The following is a 10,406-nucleotide window of genomic DNA, read 5'->3' as shown; positions in this document are numbered from 1 at the left end:
TGCCGGCGGCGATCTGGCTGGAGGCGGTGGCTATGGTGTCTGTGCCTTGGCGGACGTTGCCGACGATGCCTATCAGGTTTTCCTGCATGAGCTTGAGCTGAGCCATCAGGCTGCTTGTGTCGCCAGACTTGAGATCGATGCGTATGCTCAGGTCACCCGAGCCCACACTTTGTGCCACGCTGGCGGCTTCTCCCGGCTCGGCACCGAGTTGACGCCCGATGGAGCGGACCATGACCCAGCCAAACAGCCCCGCAAACAGCATGCCGCCAGCGATGGCCGAAATCGAGACCATGCGGATCGTGGCATAACGTGCCTCCGCTGCATGGAACGCTTTCTCCGCTTCGTCAAGCTGCAACTGCACCAACGCGTCACTGCTTTTCTTGGCTGCGTGGTACAGCGGACCGACTTTCTCGCTCAGCAAGCGCTGAGCCTCTTTCATGTCGTTGGCACGCAGGGCGGCCAGTGCAGGCTTGAGCCCTTCCTCCGCGAACTTCTTGCGTTCTTCGGTAAACACCTTGGCAAGCGCCGCTTCTTCCTTCGTGAGCGTCGTCAGCATGTAGGCATCCCAGCTCTTGGTGATCGCGGCAATGTTGGCCTCCACCAATGCAATTTTGGAAGCGACGACATCCGGTGCAGGGTTCAGCAGCGCTTCGGTGAGAAGCAGTTCATTGGAGATCTGCCGCGCCCCGATGTCACCGAGTTGTCCGGCGGGCACCGTGCGGTCCGCATAGACCGAACGCAGGGCATCGTTGGACGCCCCTATGCCAAAAAAGCCAATGCCACCAATGGCCATAAGAAATACCGACAGGACGCTGATCAGAATAATCAGGCGGGTGGAGATTTTCAGATTGTCGAGGTTCATTTGATTCTTCCCAAGTTCAGCTAACTCATTAATAAATGCGCTGCCCTGAACAAAACCCGGCATGCCGCGCCTGCAAACTACTACCTTCTACTTATCGGCAACAGATGAAAAAGATTGAGGGCCAAGGCGGATTCATCTTCCTTTTTTCGGACTTTTTGCACGTTTCCCGCCCTGGAAGGCGCCGCAGCGCCTGCCGCCGGAGACTGTTTGGAGCGCAGCTAGACTTAGCGCCATGAAAACCGCCGACATCGCCCCCTTCTTCGCCACACTGAAAGCCGCCAACCCGCTACCGGTGACCGAACTGGAATACACCAGCGTGTTCGAGCTGCTGGCGGCCGTGCTGCTGAGCGCCCAGGCAACCGATGTGGGCGTGAACAAGGCCACGCGCAAGCTGTTCCCGGTGGCGAACACGCCGCGGAAAATACTGAACCTGGGCCAGGAAGGGCTGGAGAGCTATATCAAGACCATCGGCCTGTACCGCAGCAAGGCCAAACACCTGATGGAGGCCTGCCGCATGCTGGTGGCGCAGCACGGCGGTGTGGTGCCGCGCAGCCGCGAAGCGCTGGAAGCGCTGCCCGGCGTGGGCCGCAAGACGGCCAACGTGGTGCTGAACTCGGCCTTCGGCGAAGCCACGATGGCGGTGGACACCCACATCTTCCGCCTGGGCAACCGCACCGGCCTGGCGCCGGGCAAGACGCCGCTGGAAGTCGAGCTGAAGCTGCTCAAGCGCATACCGCCCGAGTACCTGGTGGACGCGCACCACTGGCTGATCCTGCACGGGCGTTATGTGTGCGTGGCGCGCAAGCCAATGTGCTGGCAGTGCGCGGTGGCGCCCTATTGCGACTACACACCGAAAACGCCTGTGCCGGCGTGAGCCCCGCCGTGATTGCGGCTTGGCCCGTAATTACGGGCAGGCTGCTACTTTATTAATAGCTGCCTGCGCCCGTATCTAAAGGGCTACAGACCCTTTTCACTTACAAAATAACGGGCAGCGCAATATCCGCCTCGGTGCACAGGCGGCCGATATCGATGATGCCGGCGCCAAACGGCTGGGGCTGCCAGCCCGGTGGTTTGCGGCAGCTTGCAATGGCTGCCTGGCGGAAGGCTTCCACGCGTTTGCCAGTGCGCCCGTAGTTCGCCGCGATCTGCGGCCCCCAGCACCGCAGCCACAGCGCGGCGCCGCCGGTGGTGATGGCCGTTGCGTAAGACGTGCCGTTGCCAGTGCCCTTGATGACGCTGCCGATGCCTGTGCGCACCGCCATGACCTTGCTGATGACCGCCCCTGGCGCGCTGAAGTCCACCTCCGGGCCAAAGCTGCTGCCGTGCCAGGGCAGGCTTTGCCAGGTCACCGCCCCCACTGCAATGGTTTCGGGCAGGCTGGCCGGCGGCACGACCGGATCCACATGGTTGCCGGCGGCACACACCACGATCACCCCCTTGGCATAGGCATTGGCCAGAGCCTGCCGCATGACGGGAGCCACCACCGGTGGGTACACGCCCAGGCTCACATTGACGACATCCACCTTCGCGACGTCGACCAGGTAGTCCAGGCCTTCGGCAAATTCGTCTTGCCGGCCATTGATGGCGACCGAATCGGTGATGCGCACCACCACATGCGGCACGCGGGGCGCCGCTCCGTGGAAAACGAAGCCGGCATCTTCTCCGTGGCCGGAGATGGTGGTGCCTATGCGCGTGCCATGGCCCTGAAAAAGGCCACCAACGGGCATGGTGTCCACGCCGGCGCCGGCCTGCACCGCAAGCGTCGCCCAGCCGACCGGCAGTTGCTGGTGCATGATGGTTTTGCACAAGTCCTGCAGCAGCCAGGTGCCGCCGGGCTGCCCGTGACCCCAGGCCTTGTGCTGGGTGTAGCCGGTGTCGAGCTGGCCGACGCGCACGCCCTGCCAGTCGATGGCATCCGGGCCACCGAGCGCCGTCCAGGCTGCCTGGATGTTCGTGGCCTTGTGATGCCATGCCCTGCCGCCCACGGCATCCGGCGCCGGAATATCGGCCTTGGGATCGAGGTCTTCCTCGATACGCTGCATGTACAGCGTGTAGACCTCTTCTTCCTTGATCCAGTCGATGCGGTTGGCACCGGCGTTGCGCAGCAAGCCGTCCAGCGGTGTGCCGGGATTTCTCGCGCGGATGTGGCGCAGCAGATGCGGCCGTACCAGTGCTTCGTGCACGCCGACCTGCAACACACCGACATCGATGCCCGGCCCTGCCAGCTGAAGCAGTTGCCGGCGGTAATCTTCAAACGTGCCGTGGGTGACGATCACCTTGGCGTAATAGACGCTGCTCATAAGCTTCCCCTGTGTTGGTTGAACTGTCGGGGCTGAGCTTATGAATCCGGCCGGCGCGGCGCTTCCCACAAATATGGGAGGCGCCGGTTTGCATTGAAAACGCGCAATGTCATGCGCCTGCAGAGATGACCCCTGATGCGCGCAACGGCTACAGCGGCCACACGTTGGATGCTCGGAAAAAAGTGTTGATAAAACAAGCACTTGTAGCAAGTCCCGGTGTGGGCATGGCAGGTGTGCCGGGCCACTGGCCAGGCGGCCGCCACAGCATCGCCTGGCGAGGCGTTCCGCGTGGCGGTGAAAAACCGCACAACAATATTTGCAGCTCCGCAGCAAAAAAAACAGGCCCGAGGCCGCAGAACGGACCCGGGCCATCAGGCGCGATTCAACGGGAAGCAGAAAACGTCAGAACAGCAGGTTCGGCAGGAACATGGCGATGGCCGGCACATAGGTGATGATCATCAGGAACAGCAGCAACACCAGCGTCCACGGCAGGGCCGCACGTGCTACCCCCATGATGGACATTTTGGTGATGCCCGCAGTGACAAACAGGTTCAAGCCTATGGGCGGCGTCACCATGCCTATCTCCAGGTTCACCACCATGATGATGCCGAGGTGAACCGGGTCGATGCCCAGGCGTGAAGCGATGGGGAACAGGATGGGCGCCATGATCAAAATGATGCCGGTAGGCTCCATGAACATGCCGGCGATCAGCAGCAGGATGTTAACCACAACCAGGAATTGCCAGGCGGGCATGCCCCAGCCGACGATGGTCTCGGCAATGGTCTGGGGAATCCGTTCAGTGGTCAGGACATGCGCAAACAGCAGCGCATTGGCCACGATAAACATGAGCATGATGGTGACCTTGCCGGAGTCCAGCAGCACCTTGGGCACCTGCTTCATGCCGATGTCGCGGTAAACAAAAACGGCAATGAAGAAGGCGTAAACGGCAGCCACGGCCGCAGCTTCGGTCGGCGTGAAGATACCGCCGTAAATGCCACCCAGGATGATGACGATCAGCAGCAGGCCCCAGAGCGAGTCGCGGCCCGACTTGAGCATTTCTGCCATGCTCGCCCGCGGCTGGCGCGGCAGGTCCAGCATGCGCGCGCGGACATAAATGGCCACCATCAGCATCAGGCCCAGCAGCACGCCGGGAATGACACCGGCCATAAACAGCTTGCCGACCGAGGTTTCGGTCGCCGCACCATACACCACCATCACGATGGACGGCGGAATAAGAATGCCCAGCGTGCCCGCGTTGCAGATGACGCCAGCGGCGAAATTCTGCGGGTAGCCTGCCTTGACCATGCCGGCAATCACGATGGCGCCAACCGCCACCACCGTGGCGGGCGACGAGCCCGACACGGCGGCAAACAGCATGCATGCCAGCACCGACGCCATGGCCAGGCCGCCGCGCAGGTGGCCGATACAGGCATTGGCAAAACGGATCATGCGGCGTGCCACGCCGCCCGTGGTCATGAACGTGCCACCCAGAATGAAGAAAGGAATGGCCAGCAGCGTGTAGAGCTCTGAGGTTTCGAACAGCTTGAGGGTGAGCGAGGCCAACGAGTCCTGCGCGAACATCAAAATGGTCAGGATGGACGACAGGCCCAATGCCACGGCGACGGGCAGGCCCAGTGCCATGAAGACAAACAGAAGAATGAATAGTGCGGCGATGGTCATTTGTGGGCCTCGCCGAAAGAAGGTTCGTCCTTGAGCTTGAGGGCGTCCTTGGCTTCGTCACCCAGCAGGTGGACATCTTCGCCACGAGCCAGCCGCCACAAAATCTGGGCGAAACGGAAGGCCAGCAACAGGAAGCCCAGCGGCAACACCATGCGCGGTATCCAGCTCTGAATGGGGATGTCCTGCATCAGAATGCCGACGCTGTAAATCTTGTACACATACTGCACTCCGCCGACGACAACAATCAGTGCATAGGCTATACAAAGCGCGGCGGCGACCGACTCGACGATGCGGGCAGAACGTGGCCCCAGCGTCTTGACCGCAGCGTCGACGCCGATATGGGCACCAACACGCACGCCATAAGACATGCCGATGAAAATCAGCCATGCAAACATGACCCCGGTGAGCTCCAGCGCCCAGACAAAGCTGTAGTTGAAAACATAACGCGCGATCACCTGCATGAAGGTGACCAGCGTCATTGCCGCCATCAGGAAGGTGATCAGACCTTCCTCTAAATGTTCAAGCCAACGCATGGATGTACAAAGGGCCCGCCAGGCGGGCCCTTTCCTTGTGGTTACTTGTTGGCCTTCAGGGCGCCATCGATCAGGTCACGCCCGATGTCGCCTTCAAACTTCTTCCACACCGGCTCCATGGCCTTGCGCCATGCGCCCACATCGTCCTTGGAGAGCTTCTGGATCTTGGCCTTGCCGGCGCTCTCAATTTTCTTGCGGTCGCTTTCGTTGATATCAGAAGCCAGCTTGTTTGCGTGGGCTGTGGCTTCGGTCATGGCTTCAGCCAGACCTTTGCGCACGTCAGCTGGCAGACCGTCCCACCACTTGGCATTGGTGACGACCATGTAGTCGATCACGCCGTGATTGGTTTCGGCAATGGTCTTCTGCACTTCATGGAACTTCTGCGAGTAGATGTTCGACCAGGTGTTTTCCTGACCATCGACCACGCCGGTCTGCAAGGCCTGGTAGACCTCGGCGAAGGCCATTTTCTGCGGGTTGGCACCAAGCGCGCGGAACTGTGCCTCAAGCACATCAGACGCCTGGATGCGGAACTTCAGGCCCTTGACGTCATCGGGGCGAACCAGCTTGTCCTTGTTGCTGGACAACTGCTTCATGCCGTTGTGCCAGTAGCCCAGGCCGAGCAGGCCACGGCCCTTCATGGCCTCCAGCAAAGCCTTGCCTTGCGGGCCGGACTGGAAGCGGTCCACCGCATCGATATCGTCAAACAGGAAAGGCAGATCGAAGACCTGGATCTTCTTGGTGTAACGGTCGAACTTGGACAGCGAAGGCGCGATGAACTGCACGTCGCCGAGCAACAGCGCTTCGAGCTCCTTGGCATCACCGAACAGCTGCGAGCTCGGGAAAACCTGCACCTGCACCTTGCCCGGCAGTTTTTTCTCGGCCAGCTCCTTGAACTTCAGTGCACCCTGCCCTTTGGGTGTCTGCTCGGCCACCACGTGGCTGAACTTGATCACGATGGGTGACTGGGCCGATGCGACAAATGGCAGCGCGAGCACGCCAGCGGCAAGGGCCGTGGCGAGAAGGGTGCGGCGCAAACGATGGATTGTTTTCATGTTGTCTCCTGGTTAAATAAAAGTTGCGGATTGAGCATGCGTCTGGGTGGGAATATAGGCTTGTCAGCGCTCGATCACCATACGTATAAACCGATGCTTGGGCATGGTCTTGCAGCAGCGTCGCATCGGGTCTCCCTCTCCGGGGAATAACCCTTGTCTCGCCGGCTGGAGGTGCATCACCCATCTTGCGGCAAACGGCTCCGGAAGCCATCTGGGAAAACCCTTCTCAGGTAGGGTCGGGGCCTCCACGGGCATGGAGGGTACGGGCCAGCGTGCGCCGCGCAAGCAGCAACACCGGCGCATCCACCATGCGGCCGTCGAGGCTGACCACGCCACCGCCAGCAGCCTCACCGGCAGCGAGTACGCGACGGGCCCGGTCGATCTCGGTCGGGCTGGGGGTGAATGCAGCATTGACCGCCACCACCTGCGAGGGGTGAATGCATAGCTTGGCACCAAAGCCGCCGCTGCGGCTGCGCAGCAGATCGCGCGCAAGTTGCGCCGGAGCCTGCAAGTCCACAGTCACCCCATCGATCGGCGAAGAGAGCTGTGCGCGGCGCGAAGCCAACAACAGCGCCAACCGCACCGCCGTCAGCTCGGCTTCGTCGGGCTCGCAAACCAGGCCAGCATCGGCCTGGAAGTCGAGGTTGCCAAAAGCCAGCCGCAATACTTGGGGGCTGCGCGCCAGTGCATCGGCTGCATCAAGGCCGGCAACAGATTCAATCATCGGCACCAGCGCACATGCAGGGCCCAGCACCGCCGCGACATGCGAGAGCTGGGCCGCCTGTTCCGCCTTGGGCAGCATCACGCCAGCCACACCCAGCCCGCCCAGCAGGTTCAGGTCGTCGCCATGCCAGGCCGTGTTGCCCGCATTCACACGCACCAGCACGCGCGCACGACTGGCCGTTGGAAGGGCCGGCCAAGCCTGCGCAAGCAGTTGCCGCGCCTGCGCCTTCTCGCCGGGAGCAACCGCATCTTCGATGTCGATGATGACGGCGTCAGCGCCTGAGGCCAGCGCCTTGGCAAATCGCTCGGGCCGGGTCGCGGGCACGAACAGAAAGGAGCGGGCCAGCGCCAGCAGCTGGCCGTCGAAACCACTCATGCATTGCCTTCCAGCAGCAAGCCAACACGCGGCCATGACGCGACCTGCCACAGGGCATCAACCGCTACTTGCATGTCGCCCGGGCTGGCGCCGCCGCTGAAGGCAGCCAGGCGCAGGGCCTTGGCGGTGATCTCTTCGCGGCTCAGGGTGTTGCCGGGGTCGCCCTTGGGTTCGTCCACCCGGCCCTGCAGCACCCGGCCGTCGGTGGTGGTGACGGTGACCTTGCCTATCCAGCGGCGCGGGTAGGCGGCATCGACTTCGGCGTCGAGCGCCATCACGACTTTGTCGCGCAACGCGACGGTCGGACCGTCCTGGAAGTGTTGGTCAAACTCGACCAGGCCGGCGTGGCCGAAACGCGCCACCAGCGCCAGCACCGTGCCCATGGAAAACTTGCTCTGGTGCACCGTGGCCGGGTTGACGACCGGCCCCAGTACGTCGATGGCACCCTGGTGCACATGCGTGACCACGCGCGCCAGGTCGGACGGCTTCAGGTCGTTGGCCTGCATCACCTGCAGCAGCGCGTCGGCTGCCGGATGCGTGTGGCGACAGGAGGCGTGGTACTTGAAGGAGGTCTCGGCCGTGGCCCAGCGTGTGCCCAGGCCATCGACCAGTTTGGCGGGATCGGCGTCGCTGGACATACCGGCGGCCATGCCCTGCGGGCCTTCGAGAATGTGCGCTGCACCGGTGAAGCCGTCGCGCGCCAGGCAGGCCGACATCAGGCCGGCGGCAGCCGCATGCGCGGTGTGCAGTTGCTTGGAGTCGGCGGCTGTTCGCAGAAATTCCCACAGGCCGGCCGACTGCGTACCGGCAGAACCGAAGGCATGCTGCATCTGCGCGGCATTCAGGCCCAGCAGGCTGCCGGCTGCGGCGGCGGCGGCCAGCGTGCCGGCGGTGCCGGTGGTGTGAAAGACCTTGTAGTGCGACCGGCCCAGGAATTCACCAACACGGATGCCGACCTCATAGCCGACCACGGCGGCGGTCAGCAGCTGCTGACCGCTGCTGCCCAGGGTTTGTGCCATCGCCAGCGCGGCAGGAAATACCACCGTGGCCGGATGGAACACCGAGCCGTTGTGCACATCGTCCTGCTCCGCCACGTGCGAGGCCGCAGCATTGGCCATGGCGGCAAAGTAGGCACTGCTGCGACTTCGGCCAATCACTACCTCGGCAGCGCCCTCGCTGGGCCCCATGCTGGCCGCAAAACTTGTGATGGTCTCGACCGGACGCGAGCCCTTGCCCGCAACCGCCGAGCCGAACCAGTCCACCAGCAGGTCTTCGGCCTTGCGGACGACGGGTGAAGGGATGGCGTCGAAGCGCAGCTTGGCGGCAAAGGCGGCGAGTTGGGCGGTGGGGGTGTTGTTCATGTTTATGACAATAATTTCAAGCAAAACAGGCGTCCAGCCCTTATGTGTACAGCGCAGCCGGCTATCAATTAGATAGCACCCATCTGCTGCAGCGCAGCGATGTCTTCATCACCCTGTCCCAACTCGCGCAGGATGGCCTGCGTATGCTGGCCGACGGCGGGGACGGGGTCCATGCGGTACTCAAAGCTGCTGACGCGGCCGGGGGGCAGCAGCGCGGGAATGTCACCCACGGGCGAGCCCACCTGGCGCCAGCGCTCGCGTGCCTTGAGCTGCGGGTGCGCCCAGAGTTCGGCCATGCTGTTCATGCGGGCGTTGGCAATCTGCGCTTCGTCGAGCTTGCGCGTCACGTCGCTGGTGCTCATCCCGGAAAAGGCGGCAAGGATGATGGCCTTGAGCGCATCGCGGTGTTCGTTGCGCCGGGCATTGCTGTCGAAGCGCGGGTCTTTGGCCAGTGCGGGCTGGGCCAGGACAATTTCGCAGAACACCAGCCACTCGCGCTCGTTCTGCAGGCCCAGCATGACGGTGCCATCACTGGCCGCAAACGGGCCATAGGGATAGATGGTGGCGTGCGATGCCGCGCTGCGCGGCGGCGGCGCGGCGCCGGCATACGCGTAATACATGGGAAAGCCCATCCACTCGGCCAGCGATTCCAGCATGGACACGTCGATGTGCGAACCCTTGCCCGTTTTGCCACGCTGCAACAGCGCCGCCAAAATGCTGCTGTAGGCGTACATGCCGGCCGCGATGTCGGCAATCGAATTGCCTGATTTGCTGGGCTCGTCGGGCGTGCCGGTCACCGAGAGGAAACCGGCTTCGCTCTGGATCAGCAGGTCGTAGGCTTTCTTGTCGCGGTAAGGGCCGTCTTCGCCATAACCCGAGATGTCGCAGACGATGAGCTTCGGGTAGGCCGCGCTCAGCTCATCAAAGCCCAGACCCATGCGCGCCGCCGCGCCGGGCGCCAGGTTTTGCACCAGCACATCGGCCGTGGCCAGCAGTTCCTTCAGGACGGCCAGTGCCGCGGCTTGCTTCAGGTCCAGCGTCAGGCTTTCCTTGGAGCGGTTCACCCAGACGAAATGCGAGGCCATGCCGTCGACCCGCTGGTCATAGGCCCGCGCGAAGTCACCAACGCCCGGACGCTCGACCTTGATGACGCGGGCACCCAGGTCTGCGAGCTGCCTGGTGCAGAACGGGGCGGCGATGGCGTGTTCGAGGGAGACGACGGTGATGCCGTCAAGGGGTCTGGTTTGTTTGGTCATTGAATATCCGTGGGGAGGGAGCCTGCCAAGGGCTTTGCACATTCTTGCGGTGCAAATGCGGGTATGGTTTCAGCGCTGAATCGAAGGCTGCGGTTCGCCAGCAAGCCGGGTCTCGCCCCGGCGGGCGAGGCACTTTTCTTTGCGTCGCCAAAGAAAAGTACCCAAAAGAAAGGCGACCCGATGGTCTGGGTCCTTCCGCTTCGCTCCAGGCAACCTGCGGTGCTCGCCAAAAGCGGGGTCTCGCTCGAACTCGCCTTCGGCTC

General features: G+C 62.7%; 10 protein-coding genes. 2 read left to right on the top strand and 8 right to left on the bottom strand.

Annotation, left to right across the window (positions count from 1 at the left end):
• Positions 1–862 (bottom strand): Tar ligand binding domain-containing protein (locus ABI660_RS21370; RefSeq protein WP_348071922.1); only part of this gene is annotated, 862 nt, incomplete at its 3' end.
• Between the two features lie 232 nt (positions 863–1,094).
• On the opposite strand from ABI660_RS21370, the gene nth reads away from it, so the two are divergent.
• Complete coding sequence (gene nth / locus ABI660_RS21365) at positions 1,095–1,736, top strand: endonuclease III (RefSeq protein ID WP_348071920.1); 642 nt, start codon at positions 1,095–1,097, stop codon at positions 1,734–1,736.
• 100 nt (positions 1,737–1,836) lie between these two features.
• Here the strand turns inward: nth and ABI660_RS21360 are convergent, their stop codons facing one another.
• The 7 genes from ABI660_RS21360 to ABI660_RS21330 all read right to left on the bottom strand — a co-directional run bounded on the left by ABI660_RS21360 (position 1,837) and on the right by ABI660_RS21330 (position 10,143).
• Complete coding sequence (locus ABI660_RS21360) at positions 1,837–3,162, bottom strand: S8/S53 family peptidase (RefSeq protein ID WP_348071918.1); 1,326 nt, start codon at positions 3,160–3,162, stop codon at positions 1,837–1,839.
• A gap of 402 nt (positions 3,163–3,564) precedes the next feature.
• Positions 3,565–4,842, bottom strand: coding sequence for a TRAP transporter large permease subunit (locus ABI660_RS21355; protein WP_348071916.1), 1,278 nt, complete (start codon positions 4,840–4,842; stop codon positions 3,565–3,567).
• Positions 4,839–5,375 carry a TRAP transporter small permease gene (locus ABI660_RS21350; protein WP_348071914.1) on the bottom strand — a complete coding sequence of 179 codons (537 nt, stop codon included), beginning with the start codon at positions 5,373–5,375 and terminating at the stop codon, positions 4,839–4,841. Before ABI660_RS21350 ends, ABI660_RS21355 begins: the two co-directional genes overlap by 4 nt.
• A gap of 41 nt (positions 5,376–5,416) precedes the next feature.
• The gene (locus ABI660_RS21345) at positions 5,417–6,427 is read right to left on the bottom strand and encodes a TRAP transporter substrate-binding protein (protein WP_348071912.1); all 1,011 of its coding nucleotides are present in this window, start codon (positions 6,425–6,427) and stop codon (positions 5,417–5,419) included.
• 226 nt (positions 6,428–6,653) lie between these two features.
• Positions 6,654–7,526: a CoA ester lyase gene (locus ABI660_RS21340; RefSeq protein ID WP_348071910.1), complete on the bottom strand. Its 873-nt coding sequence runs from the start codon at positions 7,524–7,526 to the stop codon at positions 6,654–6,656.
• Positions 7,523–8,887 carry an MmgE/PrpD family protein gene (locus tag ABI660_RS21335; RefSeq protein ID WP_348071908.1) on the bottom strand — a complete coding sequence of 455 codons (1,365 nt, stop codon included), beginning with the start codon at positions 8,885–8,887 and terminating at the stop codon, positions 7,523–7,525. Before ABI660_RS21335 ends, ABI660_RS21340 begins: the two co-directional genes overlap by 4 nt.
• A gap of 68 nt (positions 8,888–8,955) precedes the next feature.
• Positions 8,956–10,143, bottom strand: a complete 1,188-nt coding sequence (locus ABI660_RS21330) for a CaiB/BaiF CoA-transferase family protein (RefSeq protein WP_348071906.1) — start codon at positions 10,141–10,143, stop codon at positions 8,956–8,958.
• A 63-nt stretch (positions 10,144–10,206) separates the two neighbouring features.
• On the opposite strand from ABI660_RS21330, the gene ABI660_RS21325 reads away from it, so the two are divergent.
• Positions 10,207–10,406: hypothetical protein (locus ABI660_RS21325; protein WP_348071904.1), on the top strand; the 200-nt coding region annotated here is incomplete at its 3' end.

Origin of the sequence: Polaromonas sp. (assembly GCF_039930745.1) — a bacterium.
In the GTDB taxonomy this organism is placed as follows: Bacteria; Pseudomonadota; Gammaproteobacteria; order Burkholderiales; family Burkholderiaceae_C; genus Polaromonas.
Note: the sequence above shows the minus strand (reverse complement) of the source record. Positions and strands in the feature narration are given on the sequence as shown.

Bases quoted from the DNA above. Each gene is read 5' to 3' on its own strand.
- nth (WP_348071920.1), top strand. From the start codon at position 1,095: ATGAAAACCGCCGACATCGCCCCCTTCTTCGCCACACTGAAAGCCGCC.
- ABI660_RS21360 (WP_348071918.1), bottom strand. From the start codon at position 3,162: ATGAGCAGCGTCTATTACGCCAAGGTGATCGTCACCCACGGCACGTTT.
- ABI660_RS21355 (WP_348071916.1), bottom strand. From the start codon at position 4,842: ATGACCATCGCCGCACTATTCATTCTTCTGTTTGTCTTCATGGCACTG.
- ABI660_RS21350 (WP_348071914.1), bottom strand. From the start codon at position 5,375: ATGCGTTGGCTTGAACATTTAGAGGAAGGTCTGATCACCTTCCTGATG.
- ABI660_RS21345 (WP_348071912.1), bottom strand. From the start codon at position 6,427: ATGAAAACAATCCATCGTTTGCGCCGCACCCTTCTCGCCACGGCCCTT.
- ABI660_RS21340 (WP_348071910.1), bottom strand. From the start codon at position 7,526: ATGAGTGGTTTCGACGGCCAGCTGCTGGCGCTGGCCCGCTCCTTTCTG.
- ABI660_RS21335 (WP_348071908.1), bottom strand. From the start codon at position 8,887: ATGAACAACACCCCCACCGCCCAACTCGCCGCCTTTGCCGCCAAGCTG.
- ABI660_RS21330 (WP_348071906.1), bottom strand. From the start codon at position 10,143: ATGACCAAACAAACCAGACCCCTTGACGGCATCACCGTCGTCTCCCTC.